Raw genomic sequence first — 18,321 nt, 5'->3', positions numbered from 1 at the left:
GGCACCGCCACAAACGACAAGGGGAGCATCACGGATGCTCCCCTTGTCACATCGAGCGACAGCCCGCCGTCAGCTCATCAGCAGTGCCCGCAGGCTCTCCACATCCAGCCCCTTCACCTCGGACTGGCCGCTCAGGAGGCCGTCGGCCAGTGCCCGCTTCTCGTCGTGCAGCGCCACTATCTTCTCCTCCACCGTCTGCTCGCACACCAGGCGATAGACGGTCACCGGCTGGGTCTGGCCCATGCGGTGCGCCCGATCGCTCGCCTGATCCTCCACCGCCGGGTTCCACCAGGGATCGAGGTGCAGCACGGTGTCGGCCTGGGTCAGGTTGAGGCCCGTCCCCCCTGCCTTGAGGCTGATGAGGAAGAGCGGCACCGCTTCGTGGCGAAAACGCAGGATGGACTCCTGACGGGACTTGGCCGAGCAGCCCCCATCCAGATAGCAGTAGTCCCACTGCCGCTGTTCGATACGGCTGCGCAGCAGGCTCAGCAGATCGACAAACTGGCTGAACACCAGCACCCGGTGGCCACCATCGATGGCTTCGTCCAGCAGCGCCATCGCCTCGTCCAGCTTGCTGCTGGTCTGGGACCACTCCGGCATCACCAGCTGGGGGGAGCAGCAGAGTCGGCGCAGCCGGGTCAGGCCGCTCAGCACATGCATCAGGGCACGGCCATCGGCACTTTGCACCTGCTGCACCACCTCGCGCCGGGTCGCCTCGTAGAGCTGACGCTCCTCGGGGGAGAGGCTGATGTGATGGATGATCTCGGTCTTGTCCGGCAGCTCCGTCAGCACCTGTTGCTTGAGGCGGCGCAGGATGAAGGGGCTGATCACCGCCCGCAGCATCGCCATGTGCTGGGGATCCTTGACCGCCTTGCCAAAGCGGCGCTTGAACTCCCCGAGGCTCCCGAGCAGGCCGGGGTTGATGAAGCTGAACAGGCTCCACAGCTCCCCCAGATGGTTTTCGATGGGGGTGCCGGAGAGGGCGAGGCGAAAATCCCCGTCGAGCTGGAACAGCAGCTTGGCGCGCTGGGTACCGGCATTCTTGATCTGCTGTGCCTCGTCCAGCACCATGCTCGACCAGCGGCGGGACTTGAGCGCCTGGGAGAGACTGCCGAGCATGCCGTAGTTGACCAGGACGATCTGTCCGGCCCTGGCCCCCTGGATCAGGGTCTCCCGCTCGGCGGGATGGTCGAACACCACCACCTCGAGCTCGGGGGCAAAGCGGGCCACCTCCTCCTGCCAGTTGGTGACCACTGACTTGGGCACCACCACCAGCGCCGGGCCCAGGTGCTGACGCATGCGCAACACAATGAGGGCCTGCAAGGTCTTGCCCAGGCCCATGTCATCGGCCAGACAGGCGCCAAAGCCGTGATGGGCCAGGGTCGCCATCCAGCGTACCCCCTCCTTCTGATAGTCCCGCAGCGCCGTCAGCAGCTCGGGGGGACAGCTCACCTCCTGCTGCCACTCCTGCTGAAGGTTCTGCCAGGCGGCATCCCCCTCGGTGGTGATGACGGAGAGCAGGCGGGCCAGTGGATAGGCCAGCTTGTTGTTGATGCGCTGCTCGTTGTCCAGCATGGCGCCGAGCACGGTGAGGCGTTCCACCAGCTTGTCGCTCAGCATCAGGCTGGTCTTCTCGTCGAGCTGCACCGTGCGCTGGCCCGGAGTCAGCTGGCGCAGGATGAGGCGAAGATCGAGGATCTGGTGCTCGTCCAGCGAGAGCGCTCCCTCCACCTGGAACCAGTCCTGACGCCGCTCGATGCGCAGGCTCAGGGCTGCCTCATCAAGGCTCTTGAGGCGGGCGCTGTCCTGGTGCCAGTGCACCACCACACCGGCGTCCACCAGCTCGGGCAGGGCGTTGACCAGGGTGAGCGCCTGCTCCCCGTCCAGCTTCCACTCGTTGCCGGGCAGGCCGATGGGCAACTGGTTGCGAAGGCGCTGGGCATCGTCCTTCTCGGCAGCCAGATCCCGCTGCCAGTAGTGATACTCCCGGATACCCTGGCGCACGATGGCCTCCCCCTTGCCCAGAGGCAAGGGCGGCAGGTCCCCCTCCCGGGTCACCAGCTGGACCACGAGCTGCCCCTCCTGCCAGTCGAGCAGGACGGAGGGAACGCCGGGCCAGGGGGCCAGCTCGGCATTGCCCCTGAGCCCCGCCACCTGGCTGTGCCAGGGGAGATCGGGGATCGCATCCAGCGTGCGTTGCAGCTCCTCGAGCCCGGCCGGCGGCAATGCCGGAATGGCCTCCAGGGCCGGTAATCTGTCCAGCAGTGCCTGCGGTGTCAGAATAAGCTGCCACAAATCCTGAGCCAGGGGGACGATGTGCGTACCGCGGGCGGCGGGAGCAGGATGTAGTCTGGCGCTCATGCCCTCCCCGCTCTGTACCAGTTGCAGCAGGGGGGCGCTGACGGCCAGTTGCAGCTTCTGTCCCTTGGCATTGAAGAGGCGAGGATGGTTTGCCAGGGGCACCCAGGCATCCCGGGGCAGCTTGCCCATGTTGCGCGGCAGGGTGCGCACCAGTGCCCAGTCCGCCTCGTCCAGCAGGCTGGCGTACTGGGTGGAAAGCAGGGCCGGATCGACCCTTCGCCCGGCGGTCCACTCCCCCTTGGTGCTCTGCTTCTGGATCTTGCACTCAAGCTCAGGCCCCTCCGCGTGGAGCAGCCAGACCAGCCGCTCCTGGGGTTTGCGCACCCCGCTCGAGCGTCCCAACCCCTGCAGCCAGTTGAGCCAGCTTGCCGAGGCGGGGGCCTTGCCTTCCTCCTCGGTGGCATCCTCTTCCTCCCCTTGAGCAGGACGCAACGCGCGCAGGGGCCAATGGGCGGCTTCCCGGCCAAGCAGGAGTCGCAGCAGATCCTGGCAGAAGGCCATCAGGCGATGCCGGGGCTCGGCGTCAAGCACGTGGGAGAGGTCCCACTTGTGCAAGATGGTCACCTGGGGGCTCTGCTCGCCGTGGCGCGCCAGGGCGCAGAGATCGAGCCAGAGGTAACCCCAGTGGAGCTCCTCCAGCGGCAGTTGCAGGGTATCGAACAGGCCGACCGCCTGGCCGTGGCGATCTCCGGCCCACTGCCCCAGCAGATCGGCCAGCAGGGGGGAGTGATGGCCCAGACTGCGCTGCCACTTCTTGCGCTGCTCGCCCCCCTGCACCGGATCTGCCTGTTGCAACCAGCCGAGCCAGAGCAGGGCGCTGAACATCCGGGGCCAAGGCGACGCCTCTTGCCCCTGCCACTGGCCAAGCGCCCCCAGCAGCCGCTCGGCCAGGGGCTGCTCATCCCCCTGCTGCGCCAGTTGTTGCAGTGCAGGCCAGTGAGTGGTTACCTCGCCCCCAAAGGAACCGCAGAGCCACTCCCATTCTCGGGCGCGAGCCTGGATCTGGCCAGAGAGCGCCGGGGAGCAGGAGGTGACCAGCGTAGCCAGCGGCCAGCCCTCGTCAGGCTCTGCGTCAAGCAGGGCCTGCAGGGCGAAGTGTTCGAGCAGCAGGGCCTGCCAGGCGGGGCTGGAGCCTGCCAGCAGGCGGGGAGCATCGGGGAGATCCAGGAGGCTCAGGAGTTCGGCACTCTGGTAATAGGCCGGGATCTGCCCCGCGTCTCCCAGACAGAGCTCGCGCACCACCTCCTGTGCCCGCTCCAGGCCCGTGACCGAGGGGATGCGGGACCACTGCGGCATGGGGCACTCCCCCGCACGCACCGCCAGGATCAGGGTCAGGGTTCCCTCTGCCGTCAGACTCCACTGCTGCTCCGTTCGTTGACGGACAAGCCCCCACTGCTGCAACTGATCAAGGGTGTCGAGCAGCGCACGCCCGGGTGCGCCCGGGGCATAGAGGGTGTCTTGCAGGTAACGAGTGCTGGCGGCGCGCTGCAATTGCAGCTCGCACAGCAGGGCATGGCAATCTGAAGAGAGGGTGAAGGCTGACATCAGAACTCACGGGCAAGTGCAAAGGCGGAATTTTAACGGGAAAGCGGCGGCGGCTCGACCCTTAAGCGCGAAATAGTGCAAAAAAGCTAGCGCCTTTGATGGGTACGCGAGCGACAGGGCTGACAGGGCACTCGCCCCTGCCACCGGGCAACGGGCCGCAGGAGGGGCGCGGTCATCAAAAAAGGCGCCGCAGCGCCTTCTGGAGACAGGTTGTTGGCTCAGCCTTCCAGCCGGGCCAGACGGGCTTCCAGCCCCTGCAACTGCCCCTTGAGGTGCTCGACCTCTTCTTCGAGCGCTGCCAGTCTGTCTGCCGCCGGTGACACAAGGTTGCCAGCGGGCGCCGCGTCGGCCAGCGCCTGCAGATCCACCTCGCCACTGAACAGGTGCGCGTAGCGGGATTCCCGCTTGCCCGGCTCACGGGGCAGCTTGACCACATAGGGCCCCCGTTCGATGAGGGTGGCCAGCACGGCATCCACTTCGGTCACATCGTCAAAGCTGCACAGCCGGTTGGTGCGCGAGCGCAGCTCACCCGGGGTCTGCGGGCCACGCAGCAAGAGTTCGCAGATAATGCCGAGCTCCTGGGCCGAGAACTTCAGCTCACCGAACTCGGTATTGCAGAAACGATGCTGATAACGGGGCACCCTGGCGTTGAAACCGGCGGTATTGACCACCAGACGGCGGCGGATCAGCTCGTCGATCACGGCGCGAATATCCAGCTCGGCGAGCTCCAGCACGGGTTCCCGGTTGCTCTTCTGGTTGCAGGCATTGACCAGTGCATTGAGCGAGAGAGGGTACTGATCCGGCGTGCAGATCTCTTTCTCAATCAGGCAGCCGATCACGCGGGCCTCTAATGGGCCTAGTACTATCTCCATGTCATACTCCCTTGCCAAACAAGACGTTAAGACGGTTATCTTAACCAAGGCGCTTGCGCCGTCCAGCAGATAACCCCATTTTTGCGAGCCGATGAAACCCTTGCTGCAACCTTGTACAGCAAAACGGCCGCGGTGCGCGGCGAGGTGAAGGGATGGCCGGGAACCTCTTTGGCAACCAGCCCCCTCCCCCTTCAACGAGGCGGGCAAAAAACCATCACGGCCGCAAAGGCGGCCGTGATGGTAGACAGATTGAAACGGCCCTCACGAAGAGGGCTTGCGCTCCAGGGTCGCGGCCACCTTTCTTGCGGCCGACACGGTGAGCAAAGGTTCACCCGGATAGAGCAACAGGGCGTTTGCCCGCAGGTTGTCCGCCTCCGCCGTGCGCCCCAGGGCATTGAGGGCGATCACCATGTTGGCGTAGATGTTAGCCCTCGGGGTATGGCGCACGAAGGCCTGTCCCCAGTCGAGGTAGGCTTCAAGCTCCGCCTGGTTGTTGGCCTGCAGACCGACCGTGAGGCGCACCGCGTTTACGTCGAACTCCACCCGGGTCAGCCAGGCCATGGGGTTGACGATGTCGAGCAGGAGCGCAGGCTGCTTGTAACCGCCCCGCTCATACTTGGTCACCACCCAGGCGGTATGCAGGGCGGTCAGCATGAAGGGGATGACGATCAGGGGAATGGCGATGGCCATGAAGCGCAGCAGCAACCTGGGGCGGCACAGATGGTCGCGCCAGTTGCCGTGGTCTTGCTCCTCCACCTCCGCATCCATCGCATACAGGAGCAGCAGCAGCGCCCACCACAGGGCGATGGCGTGGTAAAAAGGGTACTCGGTCTGGGTGTGCAGCAAGATGGGGGTCACCAGCGCAAGCAAGGCGGCGCCCTTGACCCAGCCAGCCCGGCTCAAACGCCACAGCAGGGCCCCGCCCATCAGCACCATGCCCAGCATGGGGGCCAGACCCCCTTCCACCGCCCAGTAGAGAAACTCGTTGTGGGGGTGATCCAGGTTGTACTCGATCTGCACCATGGCCGGGTTCAGCGCCTTGTCGGCCATGTAGTGATGGAGAAACACCGACTCGAAGCTGCCATAGCCCCAACCGGTCCAGGGCATCTGGGCAATCAGCTTGGCGGCGTAGGGCCAGTAGATGGAGCGCATGCCGCCGGACTGGTAGATCTCCAGCCCTCGTCTGGCACCGGCCATCAGGTATTGCGAGGTCAGCCCGAGCAGAATGCCCAGAGCCACCAGCGCGAGCATCCGGCCCAGCCGCCGCTCACGCCCCAGCTGGGCAGACAGCAGCAAGAGAGCCATCACGCCGCCCAGTTGCCCGACCCGTGATTGCAGGACCACCAGCAGCAGAGAAGTGGCCAGGATCACCCCATAGCGCAGCCCCTTGAGCCAAGGGTTGGCATCACCGCGCAGCTCCAGCCAGATGGCCAGTGACAGGCCGGTCGCCATGAAGCTCGCCATCACGTTGGGTTGCTGGAAGATGCCATAGGGGCGGTTAGTCTGGGTGTCGTACCCAATCCAGTTGCCCGGCACCAGCAGGTAGTACTGCACCAGGCCGAGCAGCGCCTCGATGGCGACGGCCCCCAGCAGCAGATAGAGCAGCCTGTCTCGCGCCTCGCGGCCGAATCGCCACTGATAGAGGCTTGCCAGAAACAGCAGGCCGGCAAACAGCCCCAGCAGCCGGGGAATGGCATAGTCCTTGAGCTCGAATCCCGGATAGGCCATGGGCAGCAACAACAAGATCCCCCCCAGCCACTGGGCCGTCAGCAGCGGCGAGACCACCAGTCGCTGGCTGAGGGTCACATGCCACAGCCCCAGGGCCATCACCAGGCTGGCGAAGATCCAACCCCAGGCATTGAACGGCAGATAGAGCCCTGCCCCGCCCGGGTTGTGCATGAAAAAATGCATGCCAAGCAACCAGTACAAGACTGATGTTCCCCAAAAAACCTTATGAACCAAACTGCACTCTCTTCCCATTTATGCCTCATCATGCATAAAAAAAGCCGTGACAGTAAAAACACTATCACGGCTCATTAGACTAACGAATCAATACCGAGAAGAGTCTTACAACGGCAGACGTTCAGTCATGTCATACAAGGTATGGCTTCGGCTGAGCATCTGCCCCCCATCTCTTGTCAGAGGAACCCATCCAATTGTTCCCTTGGATGTTGTGGGACGAATCAACATCAAGTCAAAGGGAATCGTGATGTAGATACCTTTGGTAAAACTGCCTTCCCCATACTCTTCGGCCGACACATCCGTCAAGGTCGCGTATGCTCCCATCACAATCCCGGAGTCAAAGCGCTTGGAGAAATCAAACGTGGCCCCCAGGTCACCAGCCAGATAACGCCCGACAGCTACCTTGGCAGTGACATTGTCCATGAAAGGCAACTGCCAATAGCCAGTCAAGTGACCCGTAGCAACGTCGTAATCAGCCATCTTCAGGGTGTTGTTCCAATCACGCTGCTTGACCCAGTTGGTATCCAGACCCAGAGCCCATGACTGACCGAAAGGACGATAAAGCACCTCTCCCCCGACACCGGCGTACATCATTTCCAGATAGCCGCCGTATGCCTGGCCGTACCACTCCTGACCAAGTTGCTCCATATGTGTTAACTGGAGGTTGTTCAGCAGAATATTGGAAGAGTCGACATACTCTCTCACCCAAGTGCGTACTCTCGGTAACGCATCCGTGTCGGCAGGTGGTGTTTTGTAATTAAATTTGTCGTAATTGTTCGCAATATTGAAGAACAACGTACCCTGTAACCAATCCTTATCGGAAAGACGCAGCTCACTGTTAGCATTAATGCCTATCTGATACATATAAAATGATTCAGGACCACCAAAAGATTGCGTCAGGGCCGGGTCAAATGAATAAGAGAACCACTCTGGTTCAGATTGGTAACGGAGCGTTCCCTGAACAGGAGCAGGTACTTTTTGATGCTCTTCTACCACTGCCTCCTGCCCAAGAACCTGGGGCTGGTTCGCCTTTCGCACAGAGTCGAGATCAATCACCGTCTCTTGCAACTGGAAATCTCGCTGGCGCTCAATGACTCTCAACTCTTCGACAGTGTCAGGCAGATGATTAATCGCAACCAGAGCAGTACGATCGATCGCTTCTTGCTGGTCCCTATATTTGTGCTGTTGACCCAGCAAGGTTACAGTGGACTGGTCACTATAAAGTGATGCTGTATTCCAACCAGCATTGCTTTCAAACTGTCCTGCCATGACAGGCCAATCAACGTGTGACGAGTCTATCGGGGCCTTTTCAGCGGTATACACAGGGCGAGGCTCATCTAAATGATTCTGACGTAAATCATTAAAGTTGGTCCGAAGAGTAACACCCCACATCAGAGTATTTCCCCTCTGATAACTAAGATGAGTGTCCATGTAATCAAACAGACGATAAACAGCACCTATATTGATAGGAGATGAATGATCAATTTTCCCGGCAAATTCATTACTGTAATCATTGCCATCATATTCCAGCTTCAGGCGAAGTGGCTGCCAAGGTGTCTGGTATTCAACACCCCCAAACAAGGCAGCATTACCGTGGAACATATTTTTTGTTTCAAATTTGCCACCACCGCTGGAATAGCCATTATCTCGTGAACACCAATCATTTTTCCACTCGCAAAAAGGATTGGTAATGTTCCCGCTCTCCCCCATATTTCCCCAGCCCATACCAAGGGTGAAATCAAACGGGCCAACACGCTTGCTGCCGACAATGTACTCACTGTCAAACAGCCCCGTCCCCATCAGGTCACGAAAACCCAGAGAGAGATTCGGGATCCAGGTAGACTCTTCCAGCAACCTGACTTTGACATCCATGCCCTTGTCTTTGTAAGTCTGGTCACCACTGAAGTCGGGATTCGCGTTATAAAGGCGAGTTCTTACGTCGGTATAACGCAAAGTGGCTTCAAGCCAGTCGAACGGCTGCACTGACATAGACCAGCGACGGTACTGATCATCATCAACATAATTGGCACTGAATTCACCCGTCTTGGCCATTCTGGCGGTTGGCATTTGCAGCAAGCCAACGCCGCCGAAGTCACTTTGTGATGGACCCAACGGCTCAAAAATGTCGGCATCAGCGTGTGTTGCAAAGGATACCAGCAGGGCAATCAGTGAGAGTCTTGGATAGGTCATTTGGGCATCCGATTCGCTAACAACGTCAACATGCGTGTATTCAAGTCTGTATATTGCTCAGGCAGCACACTCGGAGCAAAACCGACAAACAGAGTGGCACCAGGCATGGCTTCAACATGGCGTTCATTCCAGATGGCAACGGGGATCCACTCAGATTTGCCACTGGGGGAAATCAGATACGCGCCGGTGTCATCACTTCCGTACAAGCGATCCAGCTTTTTCCAGTACTCTCTCAGCCCTGCCGCAGGCAAAACCGGGGCCTCGCCAGGGCGACCAATCAAGCCGGCCAGATAGATTTGCGAACGGCGAGGGGCAAGATACAGCTGATAATCCCCCTGCAATACGGGGTTGGCACCTGATGGCACCAGGCTGATATCCGGATCCACAGGCAATTCGAAACGCCCTGTCAAATGCAACTGCTGTAACTGTTGATTCAACTGTAAAGCGGCATGGGCGAGTTCAACTTCATCATGCTGCTGCCAGTACGTTGCCAGCAATCTGAGATCCTTCAGCACGGCTTCCTGTTGATACTCAATGTCTTTTTGGCGCGCAGGAGTAGAAATATGAGCGACAGGCCAATAATTATCGTACTGAGAGACTGCCGAGTTTAACAACGCGTCACTCAACAGCATGGACTGGGGATGAGTCATTGTTGCTGTCGGTTGACCTTGCCACCAAACAGACACGGACACTTCTGCCATAACGGGGGCAGCCCCCAAGGTTGCGAGCAATAAGCTATATATTATTTTCATGATGAATAGGGCTTAAGGAATGTCATTTCGATCATTGGCAAGGAAGGGCCTAATTGCTGCTGGAATTTACGAACTTGACCTGTCTGCTCATCGATCCAGAAATGATTCAGCCATCGCTCTTCATTCGGGGCGGTAACGACATGCTCTTCTACAATCGTCGTTTTATAGGGGCGGTCCATAATATTCAGAACCTCATTCCCCATCTGCGTGTAATGCATACTCAAGGGATAGCCACTGGTGTATTTTTTCGACCACTCAGCGACGCTATACCACACCATCGAGGGTGTCTTGTCTAACCGTGAAGTCTTCAGCGGATCCTTATCCAGACTCCCCAGATAGCGTAAATCATTTGGCAAACCCACTGTTTTAATCAAGCGCCCATGCTGGGTCACAAACATCACACCATCGGCGCTCATCCATGACATGCGCGGACCATTGACATATGCCAGTACAACCAACGCCTGGGGGAGGTCGCCCACCTTGATATAGGCACTCGCATAGGGTAGCGCTCTCAGCTCGGATGAGGTCAGTACAATATCATCAGGCTTGTTGAACACATAACCCAGAGTCTCGATCGTCTGATGGGTCGAGGTGCTGCAGCCAGCCAATAACAATGTGGCTGACCATGCCAATAATCGGGAGGGGAAATAAGATAAATACTGTGCCACGCGCAATACACCATCCATGAGGGATAAGAAGAAAAACAAGGCTGCTCAAACAGAGCAGCCTTGTTGAATATTATCGGGTTGAGGTGGTAGTGCTGGTGTTGTTGTTGCGGTTGTTGGATTCAGATACCGCAACCACAGTTACCAGCGCAGCAGCAGCACCCACTGCAATAGTGGTACCAGCCACACCCGCAGCAGCGCCGCTCGCACCCGCACCTGCAGCACCGCCAGCTTCTTCGGCAGCCATGGCATTAGCAGAGACAGCCAGCAGGGCGGCCAAAACAAACGCAGTCTTCTTCATGTTATCTTCCTTTTTGTTGACACAGCTAAAACATAATACTGAGAAGGTTAACGCTCTCAGTCTTATCTAGTATTACTCAAAGGAGGCATCAATTGAACCTTCAATTTCGCCTCCCTGAATATTACTAATCCCTTACCTATCATCTGCAGCCGGATCAGGCTTTGGTTTTATCACCATAGCTATATTGATAATATCCGTAATTACCGTAATAACTGCTGGCTTTCTTTTCTACCGCGTTGAGCAGAATACCCTTGATGACCACACCATTTTGCTCGAAGCGACGAATCGCCACTTCCACCTCTTTCACAGCCGTCTTGGCAAAACGAGCCACCAACAAGGATGCCCCGACATGCTGGCCGACGATGGCCGCATCCGTGACCGCCAGGATCGGCGGGGAGTCGACGATCACAAAGTCGTAATGCTCGGCGGCCCAATCCAGCAGCGCTTTGAAGCGAGGATGCATCAGCAATTCTGAGGGGTTGGGTGGCACGGCGCCACGACAGACAAAATCGAGCCCATCAAAGCTGGTCTTGCTGATCACCTGCATCATCTCGCTTTGACCCGCCAGATAGGCGCTCAAGCCCGCCCCCATCTCTTGCCCCATGACTTTTTGCATATAGCCCTTGCGCAAGTCCGCATCGATGACCAGTACCTTCTTGCCACCCATGGCCAAGGTGGCAGCAAAGTTGGTAGACACGAAGGTTTTACCGAGACCAGGACCAGGGCCCGAAATCATTACGATGTTGTTTTTGGCCTCCATCATGGCGAAATGCAGGCTGGTACGCAGACTGCGCAGCGACTCCATCGCCAGGTCGGCCGGATTACGGGCGGCCAGCAAGGCTTCATTGAGAGCCATCGCTTTACGACCTTTCTTCTTCTGCTGCTGCTCTATCTTGGCCTGATCTTCGGAATAGGGAATAGTGGCGTAGACGGACAGCCCCATCTCTTCCAACTGTTCGGGGCTCTCGACACCGCGGTGGAATGCAGCGCGCACCAGGATAAGGCCCACTGACAACATGCCTCCAAGCAGCGTCGCCAGCACCACGATCAGCGGCTTCTTGGGCTTGACAGCTTGCGTTTCGACCGCCGCATCATCGATGATACGCACATTGCCGATGGTCCCCGCCTTCATGATATTGAGCTCTTGCTGCTTGTTGAGCAGCTGGACGAAGATCTCCTGGCCCACTTGCACATCACGGGTCAACCGCAAGATGTCCTGCTGGGTTTTCGGCAGACGCTTGATCGACTTGTTGATGTTGTTCTTGGTGTTGAGCAGGGTCTGGCGCTTTTCAATCAATGCGATATAGGCCGGGTGCTGACGGGTATAGAGCTGTTGCAACTCGGCTTCACGGAAGGTCAACTCATTGAGCTGTTTCTCAATCCCTACCATGGTGTCCAGTGCCGCTTTCGCTTCGAGCGACAGATCAACCGACTCGTTCTGTTGACGATACGTATTGAGCAGCTCTTCCGAACGGTTCAAGTCATCTTTGACCTGGGGTAGATGGGTCTGCAGGAAATCCAGGCTCTTCTGGGCTTCTTCAGTCTTGCGCAGCACGTTCTGCTGGAGATAGTTCTGGCTGATGTTATCGAGCACAGCGCGAATGCGCCCCTTGTCTTCCCCTTCCAGCGCCAGAGAAATGATCCCGGTATTCTTGCCCTTCTCGCTGACCTGAAGATCCCGCTGCAGCTCGCCAATCACATCCAGCAACGGCTGCTTGACCAGGGTAAATTCCTGGCCATCTTGTGCGGCAACGTCTGCTACGAGCAGGATCACATCCTCTTTTTCCAGCAGCTTGCCCACCTGTCCTTCCAGCACCCGGCCTTCCACCTCCAGGGTAAAACGGTTTTCTCCGGTCAATGTCAAAGTGAAGGGTGTATCAATCAGCTCTGGGGTCACCTCAAAACGACTAATCGCCATCTTGGGATAGGGCTGGCCCATCAAACGAGACACACCACGCCCAACCAGCGGGAAGAAATCGGGGGTCACCACGGTATCAAGATGGAGCTCTTGCACTGTGCGGCCAAGCACCATGCGCGAGGTCAAGAGTTCTATCTCAGCGGCGGCATCAGCCTGTTCGCCACCCAGCATATCTGCCATATCACCGAGAAGAGCGGTGCCGCTGGCCTTTTTTTCCACTTGCAGCAGGGCATTGGCCTTGAAGACAGGTGTCGCCAGCAAGGCGTAAGCAACCCCCATCACCATAAAGAAGCCGGTGATACATACAATCCACCAACGGCCATCGATCAGGTAGCCCAGCAGGCGCCCCAGATCGATCTCATCGTTTTCCACCGCAGCACTATTTTGCCGGGACGAAACAGAAGAAGTCGTCATTACACAGAGTCCATTTTTATTGTCAGATAACCCGAACACAGGCACAGGCTGTGGTTACAGTTTTTTTACCCAGGCATCGGCCCCACGCACCAGCAGTTGGTAAACGTGTTCGTAGGCTTCCCGGCTGAGGCGATAGGGATCTGGCACCTCGCACTCACCAAGCCAGTGGCCAAAGAGCATGGTCTTGCCGCGGGCGCCAGGATCAATAGCGGTCACGGCGGAAATATGCCCTTTCTCCATGACAAGGATGAGATCGGCCTCCTGGCACAACGCGCGGTTAAGCTGACGCGCAACATGCCCCTCCAGAGAAACCCCATGTTGCAGGGCTACTTCGCTAGCGACCTGATCAGCAGGCTTGTCGACCAGGGCGTTCACTCCGGCAGAACGGATATCACGACCGGGCAAACACTCCCGCAGCAGACGCTCACCCGTCGGGGAACGACATATATTGCCCACACACACGACGAGAATTTTCTCAAACATATTACTGTCACTCTTTCATCTTCAACCCGACGCCAACGGCCCCGAGTCAATATCCATTGAGCGTTACCAGTTGCGAACCCGCAACATACCTTCCGTCAACTCGTTAAAGCCAGTGATGGAGGGAACCAGTTGACTCAACACGCGGTTCCAGCGCGTCACAGGTGCGGTAGTTACATACACAACGTCATAGGGTTGCAACGCAAACTCCGTCCCCATCACCAGCGCAGTGGCATCACTCAAATCAAGTTGATAGATGGCGGCTTTCTGCTGTGACTTGCCTGCCGGGCGCAATACGAAAATACCTGTGGCATTGGCAGCATTCTGGTTCAAGCCCTCGGCACTGCTCAGGGCTTCCGTCAGGCTCATTCCCTCACGACCAATGGTCAGGGTTGAAGCCTTGTTGACTTCCCCCATGACAAACACTTTCTGGGCATCATTGCGCGGCACATAGAGCATGTCGCCATCGCGCATCAGCTGGTTGTGAGAGAGGTCGCCATACTGCAAAAGATCCTGCAGCGACAGCGGGTATTCCTTGCCCTGGCGAGTCAGGACCACATGATGCCAATCCGCCGTCGGGCTCAAGCCCCCGGCCAGATTGAAGGCATCGAGCAGCGTCATCGGCACATTGGTGATGGGCTGCGCGCCAGGTTTGGCTACTTCGCCGGAGATGTAGACCTTCTGGGAGCGGAAAGCGGCAATGCTGACATCGACCTGCGGGCTTTCAATAAACTGAGCCAACCGCTTGGCAATATCCACACGGATTTCAGATACCGTTTTTCCCACCACGGCGACCTTGCCGATATAGGGGTAGAAGATGGAGCCATCTGCGTGTACCCAGTTACCCGCCTCGCTCGCGCTGCGGTAGGAGCCGGCAGGAATGGTCAACTCCGGGTGATCCCACACCGTCACATTGAGGATGTCGCCAACCCCGATACGGTACTCATAACTGCTGATCTGGCGATTGAGCTCAGGGTTGGCCTTGCCCACCACCGGCGCCTTGCGCAATTCGCTGACCAGTGCTGGCGTCACCGGGTAGACATCGGCCAGTTGATCAACATCAACCGTTCCGGTAGCCACCTCGGTCTTGCCGCTGGTTGAAAGATTGGTACCCGGCACCACAGTACATGCACTGAGCAGAGCCACGGCCGACAACAGAGGGATGAGCTGAATCCTTTTCACTTCCACACCTTATTTAGCTTGCCATCAAAAACTGACTGAAAAAAATCGCCGTATGATAGCGGAGTTCAGGGAAAATCATGAGGAATATTTACCAAGAAAAACGGATAGATCGTCTGAAGACACAAGGCATCAAGCACGAAGTAACCACATGCATAACATGCCCATCAACAACCCCCAACCCAATCGCTTCCTATATCGGGTCATGACCCTGCCAGGTCCAGTGGCAGGGTCCCATGATGAAAACATGATGGACGATCCGATATGAGCGACGGATGATGCTTGATAAACGCGCCATGACAGACTGCCCCAAAGGGCAGCCTGTGTCAGGGATTAATCACTACCAAACAGATCGCGGGTATATACCTTGTCCATGACATCACTCAGCTCATCGACCATGCGGTTTGCCAGAATCACATCGCAGCTTGCTTTAAATTCGGCAAGATCAGTCATTACCCGGGAATGGAAGAATTCGGATTCTGTCAGACTAGGTTCATAGACCACCAGTTCAATGCCTTTGGCCTTGATCCGTTTCATGACCCCTTGAATGGCAGACGCACGGAAATTGTCCGACCCCGCTTTCATCACCAGTCGATAAACACCGACACGGGATGGATTTTTACGGATCACCGAATCGGCAATGAAATCCTTGCGTGTGGTATTGGAGTCCACAATGGCACGGATCAGGTTATTGGGAACATTGTTGTAGTTCGCCAACAACTGCTTGGTGTCTTTTGGCAGGCAATAGCCACCATAACCAAAGGAGGGGTTGTTGTAATGGCTGCCAATACGTGGGTCGAGGCCGATGCCATCAATCACCTGCCGACTGTCCAGCCCGTGCAGTTGGGCATAGGTATCGAGCTCGTTGAAAAATGCCACTCGCATCGCAAGGTAGGTATTGGCAAACAGCTTGATCGCCTCTGCTTCTGTGCTGTCAGTGAAAAGCACCGGCACATCTTGCTTGATGGCGCCTTCCAGCAGCAGGTTGGCAAATACCTGAGCCCGCTCTGAACGCTCCCCCACTACGATGCGCGAAGGATGCAGGTTGTCATAAAGTGCGCGCCCTTCACGCAAAAATTCTGGTGAGAAAATCAGATTGGCACATCCCAACTCCTCCCGCAGCCGAGCAGTAAAGCCCACCGGAATCGTCGATTTGATCACCATGACTGCATCAGGATTGATGGCCATCACATCCTTGACCACGGACTCCACGGTACTGGTGTTGAAATAATTGGTCTCTGGATCATAATCGGTCGGCGTGGCAATGATGACAAAGGCAGCGCCCTGATAAGCCGCCTCTTTATCCAGCGTGGCACGCAGATTCAAATCTCGGCTGGCCAGATAGCTTTCTATCTCTTTATCCACGATGGGAGAGCGGCCCTGATTGATCATCTCGACCTTGCTGGCAATCACATCAACGGCCACCACCTCATGGTGCTGTGCCAGCAATACCGCATTGGACAAACCGACATAACCCGTACCACAAATCGCAATTTTCACAACAAACCTCGCTTACCGCTGCGCGTTATAATAGTTTTTATACCATTCGACAAAGGCCTGAACCCCTTTTTCAACAGACATGACAGGACGATACCCTGTTGCTTCGAAGAAATCTTCGGTGTCGGCCCAAGTGGCATACACATCACCAGCCTGCATTGGCAACATATTTTTGATGGCATCAATGCCCAACGCCTTTTCCAGGGCATCGATAAAGTCCATCAATTTGACAGGACTGCCATTACCGATATTGAAGATACGATAAGGGGCACTGCTGTCAGCGGGCGAACCTTTCTCTGACTGCCAGTCAGGATTGGCAACCGGTACCACATCGGCAATGCGCAAGATACCCTCAACAATATCGTCGATATAGGTAAAGTCACGGCTCAACTGGCCGTTGTTATACACATCGATTGGCTGGCCAGCCAGCATGGCTTTGGTGAACTTGAACAGCGCCATATCAGGGCGACCCCATGGTCCATAGACGGTGAAAAAACGCAGACCTGTGGTTGGAATGCCGTACAGATGGGAATAGGTGTGCGCCATCAGCTCATTGGCCTTTTTCGAAGCGGCGTAGAGTGATACGGGGTGATCGACGGCATCTTGGGTGGCAAACGGCATTTTACCATTCATGCCATACACAGAGCTGGAAGAGGCATAGACCAGATGTTTGACACCGTTGTGACGGCACCCTTCCAGGATGGCCAAATGCCCTGCCAGGTTGCTGTCAGCATAGGCAAAGGGATTCTCCAGGGAGTAACGCACACCGGCCTGCGCAGCCAAATGAATAACCCGTTCAAATTGCTCCTTGGCAAACAATTCGGCCATGCCTGCCCGATCGGCCAGATCAAGTTTGCGAAAATCAAAATTGGCTTCACCCGCCAGCCGGGCGAGACGGCTCTCTTTTAACGAAACGTCGTAATAATCATTCAGGTTATCGATACCAATAACGGTATGACCCTGTTGGCAAAGCCGCTGACTGACGGCACAGCCAATAAATCCTGCTGCACCCGTAACTAAATACTTCACGAGATTCTCCTTGCATGCACTTTAAATGCTATATTTTCAACACGGCGTCAATATACCTATCAATAACTATTTTCTCATCAAATTCATTTTCCATTTTTTTACGACTATTATTACCCATAGTCAGCCGCTGCGCATGGCCCATCACAATCATCTTTTCTAATGCATCTACAAGACTCAAGGTATTACGTGGTTCACATAAAAAACCATTTACACCATCATCAACAGTTTCCTTACATCCAATGTTGTTCGTCGTTACAATGGGTTTCCCCATGGCACCGGCTTCAAGTAATGATTTAGGTACACCCTCGCGATAAAAGGATGGCAAGACCATGCAATCGGCTTTAGCTATTTCGTTCTCAACCGTATCAGTGGTGCCAAGATAATTTATTATACCCTCACCAACCCACGCTTGCATTTCTGCTTTAGAAACAGCAGATGGGTTATTTACGTCCAAAAAACCCAACAATGAAAATTCAACTCGCAGGCCATACTTTTTCTTCAAAATTCTTGCTGCCTCGACATAATGATTGATACCTTTTTCATATAACATTCTTGCAATCAACAAAAAACGGGTAACACCATCATCAATCGCAGGAGTGATAGAAAAACGTGTCAAGTCAGCGCCTGAGCCTGGTAAGCGGTCGGTAAACTCAGCTCTTACAATACCAGAATTAATAAAAAGAGCTCTATCATCTTCATTTTGGAAAAATATTTTATGCGCATAACACTGGCTAACCTTGTACAGCATACGTGCAATTTTGGATGTCAATGTTTCATTGACAAACAATGTACCAAGACCCGCAATATTATTGATAGATTTAGTTCCACTGATTTTTGCAGCTAAAGTACCATAGATATTATTCTTTGGTGTAAAATTAAGAACAATATCAACTCTGTGTTTGTAAAACGCTTTAATGAGTGAGTATAGAGTTTTTATATCCTTAATTGGATTGGTACCACTTTGATCTATATCAACATGAATAAACCTAGCGCCCAGTTCTTCTAATTTAGTTGCATAGGTATCATGTGGTGCTATTGCAATAACTTGGTAACCTAGCTCAATAAGAGCAGTAATGGTGTTTTTTCTAAAGTTATATAAATACCAACTGGTGTTGGCTGATATGGCTATTGTTTTCACATCTATACCTGATAGCAG

The 18,321-nt window shown here is 55.9% G+C and carries 13 protein-coding genes; all 13 read right to left on the bottom strand.

What is annotated here, in order from left to right; all coding sequences use genetic code 11:
* Nucleotides 1-69: 69 nt before the first annotated feature.
* The 13 genes from I6L48_RS11245 to I6L48_RS11185 all read right to left on the bottom strand — a co-directional run bounded on the left by I6L48_RS11245 (nucleotide 70) and on the right by I6L48_RS11185 (nucleotide 18,303).
* Nucleotides 70-3,906 (bottom strand): DEAD/DEAH box helicase, encoded by a 3,837-nt coding sequence (locus I6L48_RS11245; RefSeq protein ID WP_216987236.1) that lies wholly within the window; start codon nucleotides 3,904-3,906, stop codon nucleotides 70-72.
* A 218-nt stretch (nucleotides 3,907-4,124) separates the two neighbouring features.
* Nucleotides 4,125-4,778 carry a YceH family protein gene (locus I6L48_RS11240; RefSeq protein WP_039040218.1) on the bottom strand — a complete coding sequence of 218 codons (654 nt, stop codon included), beginning with the start codon at nucleotides 4,776-4,778 and terminating at the stop codon, nucleotides 4,125-4,127.
* 261 nt (nucleotides 4,779-5,039) lie between these two features.
* A complete protein-coding gene (locus I6L48_RS11235) occupies nucleotides 5,040-6,689 on the bottom strand; it encodes a PglL family O-oligosaccharyltransferase (RefSeq protein ID WP_254203210.1) in 1,650 nt (549 codons plus the stop codon).
* Between the two features lie 156 nt (nucleotides 6,690-6,845).
* Nucleotides 6,846-8,930, bottom strand: coding sequence for a YjbH domain-containing protein (locus tag I6L48_RS11230; RefSeq protein ID WP_216987234.1), 2,085 nt, complete (start codon nucleotides 8,928-8,930; stop codon nucleotides 6,846-6,848).
* A complete protein-coding gene (locus tag I6L48_RS11225; protein ID WP_202042275.1) occupies nucleotides 8,927-9,631 on the bottom strand; it encodes a capsule biosynthesis GfcC family protein in 705 nt (234 codons plus the stop codon). Before I6L48_RS11225 ends, I6L48_RS11230 begins: the two co-directional genes overlap by 4 nt.
* Nucleotides 9,632-9,678: 47 nt before the next feature.
* Entirely contained in the window at nucleotides 9,679-10,389 is a 711-nt protein-coding gene (locus I6L48_RS11220; RefSeq protein WP_216987233.1) for a YjbF family lipoprotein, read from the bottom strand.
* Between the two features lie 31 nt (nucleotides 10,390-10,420).
* Entirely contained in the window at nucleotides 10,421-10,648 is a 228-nt protein-coding gene (locus I6L48_RS11215; RefSeq protein WP_216987232.1) for a hypothetical protein, read from the bottom strand.
* 154 nt (nucleotides 10,649-10,802) lie between these two features.
* Nucleotides 10,803-12,980 (bottom strand): polysaccharide biosynthesis tyrosine autokinase, encoded by a 2,178-nt coding sequence (locus tag I6L48_RS11210; RefSeq protein WP_216987231.1) that lies wholly within the window; start codon nucleotides 12,978-12,980, stop codon nucleotides 10,803-10,805.
* A 54-nt stretch (nucleotides 12,981-13,034) separates the two neighbouring features.
* Nucleotides 13,035-13,463 carry a protein tyrosine phosphatase gene (locus I6L48_RS11205; protein ID WP_216987230.1) on the bottom strand — a complete coding sequence of 143 codons (429 nt, stop codon included), beginning with the start codon at nucleotides 13,461-13,463 and terminating at the stop codon, nucleotides 13,035-13,037.
* A 63-nt stretch (nucleotides 13,464-13,526) separates the two neighbouring features.
* Entirely contained in the window at nucleotides 13,527-14,642 is a 1,116-nt protein-coding gene (locus tag I6L48_RS11200; RefSeq protein WP_069652513.1) for a polysaccharide export protein, read from the bottom strand.
* A 330-nt stretch (nucleotides 14,643-14,972) separates the two neighbouring features.
* Nucleotides 14,973-16,139: a nucleotide sugar dehydrogenase gene (locus tag I6L48_RS11195; RefSeq protein ID WP_103859177.1), complete on the bottom strand. Its 1,167-nt coding sequence runs from the start codon at nucleotides 16,137-16,139 to the stop codon at nucleotides 14,973-14,975.
* Nucleotides 16,140-16,151: 12 nt separating this feature from the next.
* Nucleotides 16,152-17,165 carry an NAD-dependent epimerase gene (locus I6L48_RS11190; protein WP_216987229.1) on the bottom strand — a complete coding sequence of 338 codons (1,014 nt, stop codon included), beginning with the start codon at nucleotides 17,163-17,165 and terminating at the stop codon, nucleotides 16,152-16,154.
* A 28-nt stretch (nucleotides 17,166-17,193) separates the two neighbouring features.
* Nucleotides 17,194-18,303 carry a glycosyltransferase family 4 protein gene (locus I6L48_RS11185; protein ID WP_216987228.1) on the bottom strand — a complete coding sequence of 370 codons (1,110 nt, stop codon included), beginning with the start codon at nucleotides 18,301-18,303 and terminating at the stop codon, nucleotides 17,194-17,196.
* Between the last annotated feature and the right edge of the window lie 18 nt (nucleotides 18,304-18,321).

Origin of the sequence: Aeromonas sp. FDAARGOS 1418, from assembly GCF_019048585.1 — a bacterium.
Lineage (GTDB): Bacteria > Pseudomonadota > Gammaproteobacteria > Enterobacterales > Aeromonadaceae > Aeromonas > Aeromonas caviae.
This window is presented reverse-complemented; position numbering and strand designations above follow the sequence as displayed.

Excerpts from the sequence above, each read along its gene's own strand:
- I6L48_RS11245 (WP_216987236.1), bottom strand. The coding sequence starts at position 3,906 with ATGTCAGCCTTCACCCTCTCTTCAGATTGCCATGCCCTGCTGTGCGAG.
- I6L48_RS11240 (WP_039040218.1), bottom strand. The coding sequence starts at position 4,778 with ATGGAGATAGTACTAGGCCCATTAGAGGCCCGCGTGATCGGCTGCCTG.
- I6L48_RS11235 (WP_254203210.1), bottom strand. The coding sequence starts at position 6,689 with ATGCATTTTTTCATGCACAACCCGGGCGGGGCAGGGCTCTATCTGCCG.
- I6L48_RS11230 (WP_216987234.1), bottom strand. The coding sequence starts at position 8,930 with ATGACCTATCCAAGACTCTCACTGATTGCCCTGCTGGTATCCTTTGCA.
- I6L48_RS11225 (WP_202042275.1), bottom strand. The coding sequence starts at position 9,631 with ATGGCAGAAGTGTCCGTGTCTGTTTGGTGGCAAGGTCAACCGACAGCA.
- I6L48_RS11215 (WP_216987232.1), bottom strand. The coding sequence starts at position 10,648 with ATGAAGAAGACTGCGTTTGTTTTGGCCGCCCTGCTGGCTGTCTCTGCT.
- I6L48_RS11210 (WP_216987231.1), bottom strand. The coding sequence starts at position 12,980 with ATGACGACTTCTTCTGTTTCGTCCCGGCAAAATAGTGCTGCGGTGGAA.
- I6L48_RS11205 (WP_216987230.1), bottom strand. The coding sequence starts at position 13,463 with ATGTTTGAGAAAATTCTCGTCGTGTGTGTGGGCAATATATGTCGTTCC.